Origin of the sequence: Pseudomonas sp. FP2254 (assembly GCF_030687695.1) — a bacterium.
GTDB lineage: Bacteria > Pseudomonadota > Gammaproteobacteria > Pseudomonadales > Pseudomonadaceae > Aquipseudomonas > Aquipseudomonas quebecensis.
The window spans coordinates 5055013-5070823 of the sequence record NZ_CP117444.1 but is presented as its reverse complement, the minus strand read 5'-3'; the positions used below and the strand labels follow the sequence as shown (position 1 = coordinate 5070823).

Genomic DNA, 15811 nt, shown 5'->3' with positions numbered 1-15811 from the left:
GCAAGACGGACCGCCGTCAAGTCAGGCGCCGGGCCTGGGCGTGCGGGCCAGGCAATACACATCGACCTGGCGCGCGCCGGCACTGATCAGCAGGTGGCTCAGGCTGTGGGCGGTGGCGCCCGTGGTGAGCACATCGTCCACCAGCGCAAAGTGGCGGCCTTGCACCTGCGCATCGGGCGCCAGGGCAAAGGCGTTGAGCAGGTTGCGTCGGCGTGTCCGGGCGTCGAGGGCCTGTTGCGCGACGGTTTCGTGGGGACGCAGCAGCAGCTGTGCATCGCAGGCAATGTTCAGGTCCTGGCTGAGCCAGCGCGCAACCATCAGCGCCTGGTTGTAGCCGCGCTCGCGCAGGCGCTTGCGGGCCAGAGGCACCGGCAGCAGGCAGTCGGGACGCGCCAGGTCGGTGTTGTCGAAGCGATGCTGCACGTGCTGCGCGAGCAGTCGGGCAAGCATCTGCCCCAACGGCCAGCGCGCCTGATGCTTGAAGCGGCTGATCAGGCTGTCGACCGGAAAGCTGTAGGACCAGGGCGCGATCACCTGTTTAAACGCAGGCGGCTTTTTCTGGCATTGGCCACAGGTCAGTCCGTCCATCGGCAAGGGCAGTGCGCACACGTCGCACTGGTCCAGCAGCCACGGCAGCTCGGTTTCGCAGACGTTGCACACACACTGCGCCGATTCGGTGGTTTCATCGCAGATTAAACAGATTTGTTCGTTTTTTAACCAGTTGTAAACTTGGTGTTTGTGTCCAGGTTGACAGTGCATGAATCTTCCTTAAATATGCCGAGCATCCGTGTCGTGCCTGTGGGTATTGCCTGCCCGTAGCGCCTGCCGAAGCATAATCAAGGAATCGCCCATGAGCGCCAGCACCACCGCCACCTTGCGTCACGATTGGTCGTTAGCCGAAGTCAAAGCGTTGTTCGTGCAACCGTTCAATGACCTGTTGTTCCAGGCGCAGACCGTGCACCGCGCGCATTTCGACGCCAACCGCGTACAGGTGTCGACCCTGCTGTCGATCAAAACCGGTGCTTGCCCGGAAGATTGCAAATATTGTCCGCAGTCGGGTCACTACAACACCGGCCTGGAAAAAGAAAAGCTGATGGAAGTGCAGAAGGTGCTCGAAGAGGCCGCGCGCGCCAAGGCCATCGGTTCGACCCGTTTCTGCATGGGCGCCGCGTGGAAACACCCGTCGGCCAAAGACATGCCCTACGTGCTGCAGATGGTCAAAGGCGTCAAGGCCATGGGCCTGGAGACCTGCATGACCCTCGGTCGCCTCGATCAGGACCAGACCGCAGCCCTGGCCGAGGCTGGCCTTGACTATTACAACCACAACCTCGACACCTCGCCGGAGTTCTACGGCTCGATCATCACCACCCGCACCTATAGCGAGCGCCTGCAGACCCTGGCCTATGTGCGTGAGTCGGGAATGAAGATCTGTTCCGGCGGCATCCTCGGCATGGGCGAGTCCCTCGACGACCGCGCCAACCTGCTGATCCAACTGGCCAATCTGCCGGAGCATCCCGAGTCGGTGCCGATCAACATGCTGGTGAAGGTGGCCGGTACGCCGCTGGAAAATGCCGATGACATCGACCCGTTCGACTTTATTCGTATGCTGGCGGTGGCGCGCATTCTGATGCCCACCTCCCATGTGCGCCTGTCGGCCGGTCGCGAAGCCATGAACGAGCAGATGCAGGCACTGGCCTTTTTTGCCGGCGCCAACTCGATCTTCTACGGCGACAAACTGCTGACCACCGCCAACCCGCAGGCGGACAAGGACATGCAGCTGTTCGCCCGTCTGGGCATCCAGCCGGAGGCGCGCGAAGAGCACGCCGATGAGGTGCACCAGGCGGCGATCGAACAGGCCTTGGTGGAGCAGAAAAGCAGCGAGCAGTTCTACAACGCCGTTGTTTAATTGAAGTGCGATCCCAATGTGGGAGGGGGCTTGCCCCCGATAGCGGTGGGTCAGTCAACACATGCGCTGGCACACCCTCATCGGGAGCAAGCTCCCTCCCCTATGTTTGACCGAGTTAAACCTGCCAATCCGAGGCCTGCATGTCTTTCGATCTCGCCGCGCGCCTCGCTGCCCGTCGTGCCGAACACCTTTATCGCCAACGGCCGTTGCTTGCCAGTCCTCAAGGCCCGCAGGTAGTCGTCGACGGCCAGTCATTGCTCGCATTCTGCAACAACGATTACCTGGGCCTGGCCAATCATCCACAGGTGATCGAAGCCTGGCGCGCCGGTGCGTCCCGCTGGGGCGTGGGCGGCGGCGCTTCGCACCTGGTGGTCGGCCATTCGACGCCACACCATGAACTGGAAGAAGCCTTGGCAGACCTCACCGGTCGCCCACGCGCTCTGCTGTTCACCACTGGCTACATGGCCAACGTCGGTGCGGTCACGGCGCTGGTAGGCCAGGGCGATACCGTGCTCGAAGACCGCCTCAACCATGCGTCATTGCTGGACGCGGGGCTGCTGTCCGGGGCGCGTTTCAATCGCTACCTGCATAACGACGCCGCCAGCCTGGCCAAGCGCCTGGAGACGGCCACCGGCAACACCCTGGTGGTCACCGACGGCGTGTTCAGCATGGACGGCGATCTCGCGGACCTGCCCGCGCTGGCTCGGGAAGCCCGCGCAAAAGGCGCCTGGCTGATGGTGGATGACGCCCACGGCTTCGGCCCCCTGGGCGCCAACGGCGGCGGGATTGTCGAGCATTTCGGCCTGAACCAGGAGGATGTGCCGGTGCTGGTCGGGACCTTAGGAAAGGCGTTCGGCACCGCCGGTGCGTTTGTGGCGGGCAGTGAAGACCTGATCGAGAGCCTGATCCAGTTCGCCCGGCCGTACATCTACACCACCAGCCAACCGCCCGCGCTGGCCTGTGCCACTTTGAAAAGCCTGGAGCTGCTGCGCACCGAACACTGGCGCCGCGAACACCTCAATGCGCTCATTCGCCAGTTCCGCCACGGCGCCGAACAGATCGGTCTGGACTTGATGCCCAGCTTTACGCCGATCCAACCGATCCTGGTGGGCGACAGTGCCCGGGCTATGCGCCTGTCCCGGATGCTGCGCGAGCGTGGCCTGATGGTCAGCGCAATCCGCCCGCCGACCGTGCCCGCCGGCAGTGCGCGTTTGCGTGTGACGCTGACGGCCGCCCATACCGAAGCACAGGTGCAGTTGTTGCTAGACGCGTTGCAAGTGTGTTGGGAGCGCGACCATGCGTGATCGACTGATTCTGTTGCCGGGCTGGGGCCTGGGTATCTCACCGCTGGAGCCGTTGGCCGCGGCCTTGCGTGGCGTGGATGAACACCTGCAGGTGCACATCGAGCCGCTGCCCGCGCTGGACTCCAGCGACCTGAATGAATGGCTCGACGAACTCGACGCCACCCTGCCGGACAACGTTTGGCTGGGCGGCTGGTCTCTCGGCGGGATGCTGGCCAGCGAGCTGGCGGCACGCCGCGGCGCACGCTGCTGCGGCCTGGTGACACTGGCAAGCAACCCGTGTTTTGTCGGCCATGACGGCTGGCCCAACGCGATGCCCGCCGAGACGTTCGATGCCTTCCTCGCCGGTTGCCACGCCGATTCCCAAGTCACGCTCAAGCGCTTCGGCCTGCTGTGTGCCAAGGGCGCCGCCGACCCGCGCGGTCTGGCGCGTTTGTTGGTCGGCGGCGCACCGAATACGCCTTCTGAGGGGTTGATGAACGGCCTCGAACTGCTCGCGCAACTGGACACTCGCGATGCGTTGCTGGCCTATCGCGGGCCGCAATTGCACCTGTTTGGCGGCATGGATGAGCTGGTGCCCGCCGAAGCCGCCAGTGAATTGCTGGCCCTGCTGCCCGAGGTTGAAATCGGCCTGATTGAGCAGGCCGGTCACGCTTTTCTTCTGGAAGATCCCCACGGTGTTGCGGCGGCCATCCAGGCTTTTTTGCATGAGTGCGTTGATGACTGACTTATCCCATCCCCCGCTGCCCGGCGCCTTGCCGGATAAACGCCAGGTCGCGGCGTCGTTCTCCCGCGCGGCGGCCAGCTATGACAGCGTTGCCGAGTTGCAACGGGCAGTGGGTGGTGAATTGCTGGCGCGTTTGCCGGCGGGCATCGCACCCGCGCGCTGGCTGGATATGGGCTGCGGTACCGGTTATTTCAGTCGGGCGTTGCGCGAGCGGCTGCCCCACAGCCACGGCGTGGCGCTGGATATCGCCGAAGGCATGCTCAATCACGCGCGGCCGTTGGGCGGCGCGGCGCACTTTATTGCCGGGGACGCGGAGCGTCTGCCGCTCAAAGACGACAGCTGCGGGCTGATTTTCTCCAGCCTGGCGGTGCAGTGGTGCGCCCATTTCGAGTCGGTGCTCAGCGAAGCCCGTCGCGTGCTGCAGCCGGGCGGTGTGCTGGCGTTCGCCAGCCTGTGCGTGGGCACGCTGGAGGAACTGCGTGAAAGTTGGCGCGCGGCCGATGGCCTGGTGCACGTCAACCGCTTCCGCACCTTCGACACGTACCAGCAACTGTGCGCCGCCAGTGGCCTGCGTACATTGAGCCTGACGCGTCACGCCCATGTGCTGCACTACCCGGATGTACGCAGCCTGACCCATGAACTCAAGGCACTTGGTGCGCACAACCTGAACCCCGGCCGGCCGGGTGGCTTGACGGGGCGCGCGCGGATTGCTGCACTGGTGCAGGCCTATGAGCAGTTCCGCCAGGCCCAGGGTCTGCCGGCGACTTACCAAGTGGTCTATGCCGTACTGGAGAAGCCTCTATGAGCGCCGCCTATTTCATCACCGGCACCGACACCGATGTGGGCAAGACCACCATCGCCGCGGGCCTGTTGTACGCAGCTCGGCAGGCGGGCAAAAGCACGGCGGCCGGTAAACCGGTGGCGTCCGGTTGCGCGGTGACGCCCAAGGGCCTGCGCAACGCCGATGCACTGGCGCTGCTGGCTGAGTGTTCGGTGCCGCTGATCTATGCCGAAGTCAACCCCGTGGCCTTCGAACCCGCCATCGCTCCGCATTTGGCCGCGCGTGAGGCGGGTGTTGCACTGACGGTGCAGTCGCTGCTCAAGCCGATGCAACAGGTCCTGGCGCGGCAGGCCGATTTCACCCTGATCGAAGGAGCCGGCGGCTGGCGCGTGCCATTGGCCGATCAGGCCAACCTCTCGGACCTGGCGATGGCGCTCAAGCTGCCGGTGATCCTGGTCGTGGGTGTACGCCTGGGTTGCATCAGCCATGCCTTGTTGACTGCAGAAGCGATTGCGCGGGATGGTTTGTCGCTGGCGGGGTGGGTGGCCAATATCGTCGACCCCAAGACCTCTCGTCTGGAAGAAAACCTCGCCACCCTGGCCGAGCGCTTGCCCGCGCCATGCCTGGGGCGCGTACCCAAGCTCAAGCACGCCAGCGCCGAGGCGGTCGCTGAGTACCTGCAACTGGACCTGCTTGACTGATTTTGGCTATCGCTTGGGCATTGTGCCATTAGTGTTTTTAACGGGCGTTTTGCCACCAACTCTGCTTCAATCACAGCTCATGATTCTCTAAAGGCAGGTTGACGCCATGGAAATCTCTGGAAGCAGCGCGTTTTATTCGGGCCTGAGCAGCATTCAGGCCGGGCAGAGCCGTGTCGACCAGGCCGCCGGCAGAATTGCCAGCGCCGCCACGAGCCAGCCGTCGGATGCGCAGATCGACCGCCTGCGCGCCAACGACCGTGCCCAACCTTCCAACTCCGCCAGCAATATGGTCGAAATGGCCGAGGGCAAGTTTCAGGTGGAGCTGGGCGTCAAAGTCGCCAAGGCTTCGGATGAAATGCTCGGTACGCTGATCGACACCTACGCTTAGCCCGCGCTTTATTGCGCAGCGGGCCTGCCCCGCGCGGGCTGCTTGGCAGCCCGGACGCTCCTATCCACTCCCCCGATCCAACGCGCTGGTCCTGACCTCGGCCCGGCGTGTTTGTTTTGATTCTCTACACTCACCTCATGTGGCATTGCGCCCCAAGCGTAGTCGTGGGCGGCATTGATGTGCGTCATGACAAACGGCATCTGGACGGCGCTTGACATCCCCAGGTCGTAAACGTATGTTTCAAACACCTGTTTGACCGCCACAGCACATCCACGCGGTTGTTCATTCCAGATACATCAGCAGAGGTTTATCGCTATGCCTGACTACAAGGCCCCCTTGCGTGATATTCGCTTCGTTCGTGACGAACTGCTTGGCTATGAAGCGCACTATCAGAGCCTGCCGGCTTGCCAGGACGCTACCCCGGACATGGTCGACGCCATCCTCGAAGAAGGCGCCAAGTTTTGTGAGCAAGTGCTGGCACCGCTGAACCGCGTGGGCGACCTGGAAGGGTGCACCTGGAGTGAGTCGGGCGTTAAAACGCCAACCGGTTTCAAGGAAGCCTACAAGCAATTCGTCGAAGGCGGCTGGCCAAGCCTGGCCCATGATGTGGAGCACGGCGGCCAAGGCCTGCCGGAATCCCTGGGCCTGGCGGTCAGCGAGATGGTCGGCGAGGCCAACTGGTCGTGGGGCATGTACCCAGGCCTGTCTCACGGCGCGATGAACACCATTTCCGAGCACGGCACGCCCGAGCAGCAAGAGGCGTACCTGACCAAGCTGGTGTCGGGCGAATGGACCGGCACCATGTGCCTGACCGAGCCGCACTGCGGCACCGACCTGGGCATGCTGCGCACCAAGGCCGAGCCTCAGGCCGACGGTTCCTACAAAGTCACCGGCACCAAAATCTTCATCTCGGCCGGTGAACACGACATGGCCGATAACATCGTGCACATCGTGCTGGCTCGCCTGCCGGACGCACCGGCCGGCACCAAAGGCATCTCGCTGTTCATCGTGCCCAAGTTCCTGCCCAACGCCGATGGCTCGATCGGCCAGCGCAATGCGGTGAGCTGTGGTTCCCTGGAACATAAGATGGGCATCCACGGCAACGCCACCTGCGTGATGAACTTCGATGCGGCCACCGGTTACCTGATCGGCCCGGCCAACAAAGGCTTGAACTGCATGTTCACCTTTATGAACACCGCTCGCCTGGGCACTGCGCTGCAAGGCCTGGCTCACGCTGAAATCGGCTTCCAGGGCGGCCTGAAATACGCCCGCGATCGCCTGCAAATGCGTTCCCTGACCGGCCCGAAAGCCCCGGACAAGGCCGCCGACCCAATCATCGTGCACCCTGATGTGCGCCGCATGCTGCTGACCATGAAAGCCTTCGCCGAAGGCAACCGTGCGATGGTGTACTTCACGGCCAAGCAAGTGGACATCGTCAAGTACGGCACCGACGACGAAGCCAAGAAACAGGCCGACGGCCTGCTGGCCTTCATGACCCCGATCGCCAAGGCCTTCATGACCGAAGTCGGTTTTGAAGCGGCCAACCACGGCGTGCAGATCTACGGCGGTCACGGTTTCATCGCCGAGTGGGGCATGGAGCAGAACGTGCGCGACAGCCGCATTTCGATGCTGTACGAAGGCACCACCGGCATCCAGGCCCTGGACCTGCTCGGCCGCAAAGTGCTGATGACCCAAGGCGAAGCGCTCAAGGGCTTCACCAAGATCGTGCACAAGTTCTGCCAGGCCAACGAAGGCAACGAAGCGGTCAGCGAGTTCGTCGCGCCGTTGGCGGCGTTGAACAAAGAGTGGGGCGAATTGACCATGAAGGTCGGCATGGCGGCGATGAAAGATCGTGAAGAAGTCGGTGCCGCGTCGGTGGACTACCTGATGTACTCCGGCTACGCCTGCCTGGCCTACTTCTGGGCCGACATGGCACGCCTGGCCGCCGAGAAACTGGCTGCCGGCACCACCGAAGAGGCGTTCTACACCGCCAAGCTGCAGACCGCGCGCTTCTACTTCCAGCGTATCCTGCCACGCACCCGTACCCACGTGGCGACCATGCTGTCGGGCGCCAGCAACCTGATGGACATGAAAGAAGAAAACTTCGGCCTGGCTTACTAAGCCTTACCGGGTTACTTCCAATGCCGCCGCTTCCCCTGGGGAGCGGCGGTTTTTTTTGCCTGATAAAAAACGCAGCTTATCGCTCAGGGAATGCGCAGGCCTGCCGTTAAAGTGATGGCAATGTGATACATGTCGAACAGGGTGTGCTTAACTGTTCGCGCTAAGGCGAAGTGCCATTACTTTTCTGCGGGTCGGAGCTTTACCCTTGTCACGCGTGTCCGCTGTCCGTTTCAGCCATTTCCTTCCGTCATTGCTGCTGTTGCTGGCCGGGCTCTCGGCTGCGTACGTCAAGGACCTCAACGTCTTCTTCACCTCGCTGTTCAACGTATTGCCGACCCTGGTGCTGTTGCTCGGTGGTTCGTACTGCGCGGTGTACCGCCGCCAGCGCGAACTGTTTTTGATGATCACGGTGTACGTCGCTTACTTCCTGCTCGACACCCAGACTGATTTTTATCGCGACAACGGCCGCGTGCGCGAAGACGCGGCAGTGGTGTTTCATCTGTGCTGCCTGCTATTGCCGTTACTGTTCAGCATCTACGCGCTGTGGCAGGAAAAAACCCACTTGTTCCGCGACTTTGTCGCACGTTGCGCGGTGCTGCTGGCTGTCGGCAGTGTCGCGTTGGCGCTGGAGCAAAGTTATCCCCAGGCGCTGTTGAACTGGTTGGCGGAAATTCGCTGGCCGGCGCTGCATGGCAACTGGATGAGCCTGATTCAACTGTCGTATCCGATGTTCCTGATCGGTTTTGTCACCCTCGCGGCGCAGTACTGGTACCAGCCACGTCCCTTGCATGCGGCGCAACTGGTAGGCGTGATGGGGTTGTTCTGGATGCTGCCGCAAACCTTCATCCTGCCGTTCACCCTGAACATCATGTGCAGCCAGGTCATGCTGATGATTGCGGCCGGTGTGGCCCATGAGGCCTATCAAATGGCATTCCGTGACGAACTGACCGGTCTGCCGGGGCGACGCGCCCTCAACGAGCGCATGCAGCGCCTGGGGCGCAACTATGTGCTGGCGATGACCGATGTCGATCACTTCAAGCGTTTCAACGACACCCACGGCCATGATGTCGGCGACCAGGTGCTGCGCCTGGTGGCGAGCAAGCTGTCCAAGGTCAATGGTGGCGGGCGCGCTTACCGTTACGGCGGCGAAGAGTTTGCCGTGGTGTTCGCCGGCAAGACCCTGGACGAATGCATGCCGCATCTGGAGGAGATCCGCGAGATCGTCGCCAACTACGATATCAAGCTGCGCAACTCGGACCGCCCGCAGGATGACCAGCAGGGTCGCCAACGCCGGGCGGGCAGTGGGGCGTCGAGTGTTTCGGTGACGGTCAGTATCGGCGTCGCCGAGCGCCAGGTGGAGCAGCGTACGCCCGAAGAGGTGCTCAAATCCGCCGACCAGGCACTGTACGCAGCGAAGGGCGCGGGGCGTAACTGCGTGGTCGCGGCCGGGCAGAACCGTCGTGGCGCGGTGCGCATGCAGAGCGCTGCCGGTTGACTGATGGCGGTGTATTCAGCGGCCCTACAGTGATTGAACGACGCGCGGGCCGGCAGTAGGTTGGAGCCATCTGCCGCCGGAGACATCGCCATGCCTGAGTACAAAGCTCCCCTGCGCGACATGCGCTTTCTGATCGACAACGTATTTGATTTCCACGGCCACTACGCCGCAGTGGGCGCGACGGACGCGAGCCCGGATATGGTCAGTGCAATCCTTGAAGAGGGTGCGAAATTCTGCGAGAACGTGCTGTCGCCCCTCAACCGCAGCGGCGATGAAGAGGGCTGCCACTTCGACAATGGTGTGGTGACCACACCCAAAGGCTTCAAGGAAGCCTTCGCCCAGTACGTGGAAGGCGGCTGGCACGGAGTAGCGGCCGACCCGGCCTACGGCGGCCAGGGCTTGCCGCAGTCCCTGGGCCTGGTGCTCAGCGAGATGATCGGCTCCAGCAATACCTCGTGGGGCATGTACCCAGGCCTGACCCACGGCGCCATGTCGGCGATTCACGCCCACGGCACGGCCGAGCAGAAGGACACCTACCTGAGCAAGCTCACAGCCGGCGAATGGACCGGCACCATGTGCCTGACCGAGGCCCATTGCGGCACCGACCTGGGCCTGATCAAGACCCGCGCCGTGCCCCAGGCCGATGGCAGCTATGCCGTCACCGGCAGCAAAATCTTCATCTCGGCCGGCGAGCACGACCTGAGCGCCAATATCATCCATCTGGTGCTGGCCAAGCTGCCGGACGCGCCGGCGGGCACCAAAGGTATTTCGTTGTTTATCGTGCCCAAGTTCCACGCCGATTCCGGCGAGCGCAACGCGGTGCACTGCGGCTCCATCGAACACAAAATGGGCGTCAAGGCATCGGCCACGTGCGTGCTCAACTTCGATGGCGCCAAAGGCTTCCTGATCGGTGAGGCCAACAAAGGCCTTAACTGCATGTTCACCATGATGAACCACGCGCGACTGGGCACCGGCATGCAAGGCCTGTGCAACGGCGAGGCGAGTTTCCAGGGCGCCATCAAGTACGCCAATGACCGGCTGCAGATGCGCTCGCTGACCGGCGCCAAAGCCCCGGACAAAGCCGCCGACCCGATCATCGTGCACGCCGACGTGCGACGCATGCTGCTGACCATGAAAGCCTTCAACGAAGGCAATCGCGCACTGGCCTATTTCACCGCGCAGCTGCTGGACACCGCCCATCTGAGCGACGATGCCGCCCAGCGCCAGGAAGCTGAAGACCTGCTGGCCTTTCTGACACCGATCTGCAAAGCCTTTATGACCGATACCGGGTTGGAGGTGACCAACCTCGGCATGCAGGTCTTCGGCGGCCACGGCTACATTCGCGAATGGGGCATGGAGCAACTGGCACGGGATGCACGCATCGCGCCGATCTATGAGGGCACCAACGGCATCCAGGCCCTCGACCTGCTGGGCCGCAAGGTGCTTGGCAGCCAAGGCAGGCTGCTGCGCGGGTTTACCAAAGTGGTGCATAAGTTCTGCGCCGCGAATGCCGAGCACCCGCAATTCAACGCGTATGTGGCGCAGCTCAATCAACTGAACCAGGACTGGGGCGAGCTGACCACCAAGGTGGGTATGGCCGCGATGAAGAACCCGGACGAAGTGGGCGCGGCGGCTGTGGATTACTTGATGTACAGCGGCTACATCATCCTCGCCTATCTGTGGTTGCGCATGGCCATTGCCGCGCAGGCCCACAGCGACGGTGAGTTCGCCAAGGCCAAGCTGGCCACCTGCGAGTTCTACTTTAAACGCCTGTTGCCGCGTACCTCCACCCATCGCGCGGCCGTGGAAGCAGGCAGTGACTGCCTGATGAGTCTGCCTGCGGAGGCATTTCTGCCTGGATGACTTAAAAATACCAATCAGTCACAAGTGGACCCTATGTGTCTCAAAAGTTGTTCGGTTACACTCGGGGCCTGTAAAACCGATCCTACCGAATCACTTTTTTACGTTCTAACGAGGTTTGCCATGGCTGATTACAAAGCGCCGCTGCGGGATATGCGCTTCGTCCTCAACGAAGTGTTCGAGGTTGCCGACACGTGGGCCCAACTGCCGGCATTGGCGGACAGCGTGGACGCCGAAACCGTTGAGGCGATCCTCGAAGAAGCCGGCAAAGTCACTGCCAAATCCATCGCCCCGCTCAGTCGCGGCGGCGATGAGCAGGGCTGCCGCTGGGCGGACACGGTGGTGTTCACCCCGGATGGTTTTCCACAGGCCTACAAAACCTACGCCGAAGGTGGTTGGGTGGGGGTGGGCGGCGATCCTGCGTTTGGCGGGATGGGCATGCCCAAGGCAGTGTCGGCCCAGGTTGAAGAGATGATCAACTCGTCGAGCCTGGCCTTCGGCCTGTACCCGATGCTGACCTCCGGCGCCTGCGTGTCGATTGCGACTCACGCCACCGAAACGCTCAAGGCCACTTACCTGCCGAAAATGTATTCGGGCGAGTGGGCCGGTTCCATGTGCCTCACCGAAGCCCACGCCGGCACCGACCTGGGAATTATTCGTACCAAAGCCGAGCCGCAGGCGGACGGTTCCTACAAGGTCAGCGGAACCAAGATCTTTATCACCGGCGGTGAACACGATCTGACCGAAAACATCATCCACCTGGTGCTGGCCAAGTTGCCTGACGCCCCGGCCGGGCCCAAGGGCATCTCGCTGTTCCTGGTGCCCAAATTCATGGTCAATGCCGATGGCAGCCTGGGTGCGCGTAACCCGGTGAGCTGCGGTTCCATCGAGCACAAGATGGGTATCCAGGCCTCCGCCACCTGCGTGATGAATTTCGACGAAGCCGTGGGTTACCTGGTGGGCGAGCCTAACCGTGGTTTGGCGGCGATGTTCACGATGATGAACTACGAGCGCCTGGGCGTTGGTATTCAAGGCCTGGCATCCGGTGAGCGTTCCTACCAGAACGCCATCGGGTACGCGCGTGACCGCTTGCAGAGCCGCGCGCCGACCGGCGCCCAGGCCAAGGACAAAGTGGCTGATCCGATTATCGTCCACCCCGACGTGCGTCGCATGCTGCTGACCATGAAAGCGTCGAACGAAGGTGGTCGTGCGTTCTCCACCTACGTGGCGACTCAACTGGATATCGCCAAGTTCAGCGACGACGCCGCAGCCCGCGAGCGCGCCGACAACCTGGTGGCTTTGCTCACGCCGGTGGCCAAGGCTTTCCTCAGCGACCTGGGCCTGGAAACCACTGTGCTTGGCCAGCAGGTGTTTGGTGGCCACGGTTACATCCGCGAATGGGGCCAGGAGCAACTGGTGCGCGATGTGCGTATTACGCAGATCTACGAAGGCACCAATGGCATCCAGGCCCTGGACTTGATGGGACGCAAGATCGTCGGCAGTGGCGGCGCGTTCTACCGCTTGTTTGCCGACGAAATCCGCCAGTTCACCGCCAACGCCGGACCTGAGCTGGGCGAATTCATCCGCCCGCTGAATGCGGCGGTGGATAACCTGGATGAATTGACCGCCTGGGTGCTTGATCGCGCCAAGACCAACCCCAACGAAATCGGCGCGGCGTCGGTGGAGTATTTGCATGCGTTTGGTTACATGGCGTATGCCTACATGTGGGCGCGCATGGCCAAGGCCGCGTGGGGCAAGGAGGGCGAAGACGATTTCTACGCCAGCAAACTGGGCACCGCGCGCTTCTACTTTGCGCGCCTGTTGCCGCGTATCCACTCGTTGAGTGCGTCGGTAAAAGCCGGGAGCGAATCGCTGTTTTTGCTGGATGAAGCCCAGTTCTAAAGGCGTGGAGGGCGTGTAAGCAATCTCTTACATGACGTGCTGCTAATCGTCCTCTATCGCCACATTGGATCCATCGATAATCTACTTCACATGGACGTCGCGCAGGAAGCGCAAAGCAACAACACGGACACGTAGGATTCTGCCAGGACGGCGGAGTGAAATGGATGTCAGGGAAACAGTCTGCAAAGCCCCGCTTCGGCGGGGTTTTCTTTTGCCCGCGAAAAAGTCAGGCGGGCGTCTGCGGGGCATTCATCACGTCTTCGAGCAAGGTGCGCAGCAAGGCCATCGTTGCCTGCTGGCGCTGCACATCGCGGCACACCAACCCGACTTTGAGCGGCACCCGTGGTTCGCTCAAGGGTTTCCATAGCAGTGACTGACTGTTGTGCTCATCCTGGGAGCGTCCCGGCAGCACCGTCGCCAGCCGCGTATGAGGCAAGCTGTCGAGAATCCCCACCATGGTATTGAGCTCGGCCTGCACCTGCGGACGCCGTCCGAGGTTGGCGAGCTGGCCTTGCCAGATCTGCCGAATCTGAAACTCCTCCCCCAGCAGCAACATCGGCAACTCAGCCGCCTGCTTCAACGAGACCTTCTTGAATTCCCGCAAAGGATGGTCCTCGGGGATGACCACTTTCAGCTCATCTTCGTATAGCAACACGCCTTGCAACCCAGGCTGACGTGGCGGCAGGTAGCTGATGCCGATGTCCAGCGAGCCGTTGAGCAGGCGCCGTTCAATCTCCAGCCCGGTCAATTCATAGATCTGCACCACCAGGTGCGGTTGGGCTTTGCGCACCCGTTCGAGCATCTGCGGCACCAGGCTGGTGTGCACGGTCTGCAGCACACCGATGGCCAACGTGCGCAATGCCTGGCCTTTGAAGTGACGCAACGCTTCGACGGCGTGCTGCATGCCATCGATCAACGGCAGTGCATGGTTGTAGAGCGTGTGCGCAGCCAGGGTTGGCAGCAGGCGTTTGCTGCTGCGCTCGAACAGGCTGACGTCCAGGTGCTGCTCCAAATGACGGATCTGCTGTGACAACGCCGGTTGGGAAATCGACAGGCGTTCTGCAGCCCGGCCCACATGGCCTTCTTCATACACCGCGACGAAATAACGCAGTTGCTTAAAATCCATAAGGTTTGCTTATCGAAAAAGCTGGAAAAACGAAATGGCCCAGGGCCCTCGAGACGCCTAGTCTAGCGCCTATTCGCAGGGCTTACAGGGCCGAATCGAGCAATGAACAGCGTTCACGTTGATAGCGTTTATATAGGCAACTCAAAAAACCTCCAGCCCGTGGGTGGGCAAGGTTCACTTGCCGCTGGAGGTGAAGTGTGAATCTGTTCACCTTGCGCCGTCCCGCGCCGAGCCTGGATGACCTGGTGCTCGAAGTGTCACCCGGTGAACCGTCCGGTGATGCGCTGATGCCCACCGTCGCCAAGCCCCCGCAAGTATTCGTGCGCGGACAGGGTTCCTGGTTATGGGACAGTGACGACCGCGCCTATCTCGATTTCAGCCAGGGCAATGCCGCCAATAGCCTCGGCCACAGCCCACAGGTGCTGATCAAGGCGCTTGCCGACCAGACCCAGGCATTGATCAACCCCGGCATGGCCCTGCACAACCGTACGCAACTCAGTCTGGTCGAACGCTTGTGCCATCGCACCGGCAGCGACCAGGCTTACCTGCTTAACAGCGGCGCGGAGGCGTGCGAGGCGGCGATCAAGCTGGCGCGTAAATGGGGCCAACTGCATCGCGGTGGGGCTTACCGCATTATCAGTGCGAGCAACGCGCGACACGGTCGCAGCTTCGCGGCGCTCGCGGCCTCCACCGGCGCCCAGGAAAACCGTTTCGAGCCGCAGTTGCCCGGCTTCAGCCACGTACCCTTCAACGACTTGCCAGCACTGCACGCCGCCGTGGACGCCCAGACCGTGGCCATCATGCTTGAGCCGATCCAGGGTGCCGGAGTGGTGCCGGCGACCGAGCACTATCTTAAGGGCGTCGAACGGCTGTGCCGGGAATTGGGGATTCTGCTGATCCTCGACGAGGTGCAAACCGGCATGGGGCGTTGCGGGACGTTACTGGCCGAGCAGCACTATGGGGTGCGCGCCGACATCATCACCCTGGGCAAAGGCTTGGGCGGCGGTGTGCCGTTGGCGGCCTTGCTGGCGCGGGGTAACGCCTGTTGCTTCGACCTGGGCGAGCTGGAAGGCACCCATCATGGCAATGCGCTGATGGCGTCGGCCGGTGCCGCGGTGCTCAACAACGTGCTGGAGCATGGTTTTCTTGAGCACGTGCGTGAGTCCGGCCTCTATCTGGGCGAGGGCCTGGCGCGCCTGGCCTACCGTTATGACCATGGCGCACCGCGCGGCCAGGGCCTTCTATGGGGGCTGACGTTGTCGGAAGAATCCGCGGATGCGGTGGTCAATGCGGCTTTACATGAAGGCCTGATCCTCAGCGCCCCGCAGCCCGACTGCCTGCGCTTCACCCCCGCGCTGACCGTGAGCAAAAGCAACATCGACGAAATGCTTCTGCGCCTGGCCCGCGCTTTCTCCCGCGTGCGCACTGCGCAATTGCAATGTCGCAAAGGCATCGCTGTTTAACCCGATTTCCTGAACCGTCTCGCGGTATACGCAGCACCCC

13 protein-coding genes are annotated in these 15811 nt (G+C 62.3%); 11 read left to right on the top strand and 2 right to left on the bottom strand.

Annotated elements, in window-relative coordinates:
• Positions 1-21 precede the first annotated feature (21 nt).
• On the bottom strand, positions 22-759 hold the full coding sequence (locus tag PSH94_RS23410; RefSeq protein ID WP_181080202.1) for a ComF family protein: 738 nt from the start codon (positions 757-759) through the stop codon (positions 22-24).
• A gap of 91 nt (positions 760-850) precedes the next feature.
• On the opposite strand from PSH94_RS23410, the gene bioB reads away from it, so the two are divergent.
• From bioB to PSH94_RS23360, 10 genes are all read left to right on the top strand, one after another.
• On the top strand, positions 851-1906 hold the full coding sequence (bioB, locus tag PSH94_RS23405; RefSeq protein WP_181080203.1) for a biotin synthase BioB: 1056 nt from the start codon (positions 851-853) through the stop codon (positions 1904-1906).
• Positions 1907-2046: 140 nt separating this feature from the next.
• Entirely contained in the window at positions 2047-3210 is a 1164-nt protein-coding gene (gene bioF, locus PSH94_RS23400) for an 8-amino-7-oxononanoate synthase (RefSeq protein WP_305435882.1), read from the top strand.
• A complete protein-coding gene (locus PSH94_RS23395; protein ID WP_305435881.1) occupies positions 3203-3934 on the top strand; it encodes an alpha/beta fold hydrolase in 732 nt (243 codons plus the stop codon). Before bioF ends, PSH94_RS23395 begins: the two co-directional genes overlap by 8 nt.
• Positions 3927-4739 carry a malonyl-ACP O-methyltransferase BioC gene (gene bioC / locus PSH94_RS23390; RefSeq protein ID WP_266247119.1) on the top strand — a complete coding sequence of 271 codons (813 nt, stop codon included), beginning with the start codon at positions 3927-3929 and terminating at the stop codon, positions 4737-4739. Before PSH94_RS23395 ends, bioC begins: the two co-directional genes overlap by 8 nt.
• Positions 4736-5416 (top strand): dethiobiotin synthase, encoded by a 681-nt coding sequence (gene bioD / locus PSH94_RS23385; protein ID WP_305435880.1) that lies wholly within the window; start codon positions 4736-4738, stop codon positions 5414-5416. The genes bioC and bioD overlap by 4 nt, the downstream gene beginning before the upstream one ends.
• Before the next feature lie 106 nt (positions 5417-5522).
• On the top strand, positions 5523-5804 hold the full coding sequence (locus tag PSH94_RS23380; RefSeq protein ID WP_181080208.1) for a pyrroloquinoline quinone biosynthesis protein PqqE: 282 nt from the start codon (positions 5523-5525) through the stop codon (positions 5802-5804).
• Positions 5805-6119: 315 nt separating this feature from the next.
• Positions 6120-7925 carry a phenylacyl-CoA dehydrogenase gene (locus PSH94_RS23375; RefSeq protein ID WP_181080209.1) on the top strand — a complete coding sequence of 602 codons (1806 nt, stop codon included), beginning with the start codon at positions 6120-6122 and terminating at the stop codon, positions 7923-7925.
• Between the two features lie 205 nt (positions 7926-8130).
• Positions 8131-9420: a diguanylate cyclase gene (locus PSH94_RS23370; RefSeq protein WP_181080210.1), complete on the top strand. Its 1290-nt coding sequence runs from the start codon at positions 8131-8133 to the stop codon at positions 9418-9420.
• Between the two features lie 90 nt (positions 9421-9510).
• Positions 9511-11283 carry an acyl-CoA dehydrogenase C-terminal domain-containing protein gene (locus tag PSH94_RS23365; protein WP_305435879.1) on the top strand — a complete coding sequence of 591 codons (1773 nt, stop codon included), beginning with the start codon at positions 9511-9513 and terminating at the stop codon, positions 11281-11283.
• A 120-nt stretch (positions 11284-11403) separates the two neighbouring features.
• Positions 11404-13182, top strand: a complete 1779-nt coding sequence (locus PSH94_RS23360; protein ID WP_305435878.1) for an acyl-CoA dehydrogenase C-terminal domain-containing protein — start codon at positions 11404-11406, stop codon at positions 13180-13182.
• Between the two features lie 226 nt (positions 13183-13408).
• Here PSH94_RS23360 and PSH94_RS23355 read toward each other — a convergent pair whose 3' ends face one another.
• A complete protein-coding gene (locus tag PSH94_RS23355) occupies positions 13409-14308 on the bottom strand; it encodes a LysR family transcriptional regulator (RefSeq protein WP_181080213.1) in 900 nt (299 codons plus the stop codon).
• Positions 14309-14505: 197 nt separating this feature from the next.
• Here PSH94_RS23355 and PSH94_RS23350 point away from each other — a divergent pair, with 197 nt between their 5' ends.
• The gene (locus tag PSH94_RS23350; protein ID WP_305435877.1) at positions 14506-15771 is read left to right on the top strand and encodes an aspartate aminotransferase family protein; all 1266 of its coding nucleotides are present in this window, start codon (positions 14506-14508) and stop codon (positions 15769-15771) included.
• Positions 15772-15811 lie beyond the last annotated feature (40 nt).

Coding starts and splice junctions, on each gene's coding strand:
- PSH94_RS23375 (WP_181080209.1), top strand. CDS start 6,120: ATGCCTGACTACAAGGCCCCCTTGCGTGATATTCGCTTCGTTCGTGAC.
- PSH94_RS23355 (WP_181080213.1), bottom strand. CDS start 14,308: ATGGATTTTAAGCAACTGCGTTATTTCGTCGCGGTGTATGAAGAAGGC.
- PSH94_RS23410 (WP_181080202.1), bottom strand. CDS start 759: ATGCACTGTCAACCTGGACACAAACACCAAGTTTACAACTGGTTAAAA.
- bioD (WP_305435880.1), top strand. CDS start 4,736: ATGAGCGCCGCCTATTTCATCACCGGCACCGACACCGATGTGGGCAAG.
- PSH94_RS23365 (WP_305435879.1), top strand. CDS start 9,511: ATGCCTGAGTACAAAGCTCCCCTGCGCGACATGCGCTTTCTGATCGAC.
- PSH94_RS23395 (WP_305435881.1), top strand. CDS start 3,203: ATGCGTGATCGACTGATTCTGTTGCCGGGCTGGGGCCTGGGTATCTCA.
- PSH94_RS23360 (WP_305435878.1), top strand. CDS start 11,404: ATGGCTGATTACAAAGCGCCGCTGCGGGATATGCGCTTCGTCCTCAAC.
- PSH94_RS23380 (WP_181080208.1), top strand. CDS start 5,523: ATGGAAATCTCTGGAAGCAGCGCGTTTTATTCGGGCCTGAGCAGCATT.
- bioB (WP_181080203.1), top strand. CDS start 851: ATGAGCGCCAGCACCACCGCCACCTTGCGTCACGATTGGTCGTTAGCC.
- bioF (WP_305435882.1), top strand. CDS start 2,047: ATGTCTTTCGATCTCGCCGCGCGCCTCGCTGCCCGTCGTGCCGAACAC.
- bioC (WP_266247119.1), top strand. CDS start 3,927: ATGACTGACTTATCCCATCCCCCGCTGCCCGGCGCCTTGCCGGATAAA.